The 524-nt window shown below is 60.7% G+C and carries 1 protein-coding gene; it reads left to right on the top strand.

Annotation, left to right across the window (positions count from 1 at the left end):
- The coding region (locus tag GOB83_RS14745; protein WP_165926638.1) for an energy transducer TonB at positions 1-303 on the top strand (303 nt) is incomplete at its 5' end.
- Positions 304-524 lie beyond the last annotated feature (221 nt).

Here is a 524-nt window from a genome sequence, read left to right as displayed (position 1 = left end):
ACACCGCCCAATGATTCGCCCGATACAACGGCCGGAACATCGCCGCTGAACAATGTGCGCCCCGTCTATCCGCCAGAAATGGAGGAAGACAACATTGAAGGCCGCGTAACCGTGGTGTGTGATGTGGAAACAACAGGCATGACCAGCAACTGCCGTGTGCAGGCGGTAACCGGTGGTCAGGCATTTGCGCAGGCCGCGCTGGATTACGTGCACAAGGCCCGCTACCGGCCCGCAAGCCGCAATGGTGTGCCCGTGCGGGAAGTGAACAAGACATATGTCATCCGCTTCCGGCTGGATGACTGACACAGACTAACGGTTCGGCCTTGTGCCGGGCCTCTGGATAACACAGCAACACGGACCCGCCCGGTCCGCTCCGGCAGGGGAACAGGACCGGGCCTTTGGATGAGGATCTTGAGTAAAATGAGCAGACTGCCCCGTTCTTTTGTGTCAGGTCTTGCCGCTCCGGCTCTTGCGCTGCTGATGAGCACGGCAGCCCCCATTGCCGCCTTTGCGCAGGATGCCGC

The organism is Acetobacter fabarum (assembly GCF_011516925.1).
Taxonomy (GTDB): domain Bacteria; phylum Pseudomonadota; class Alphaproteobacteria; order Acetobacterales; family Acetobacteraceae; genus Acetobacter; species Acetobacter fabarum.
Note: the sequence above shows the minus strand (reverse complement) of the source record. Positions and strands in the feature narration are given on the sequence as shown.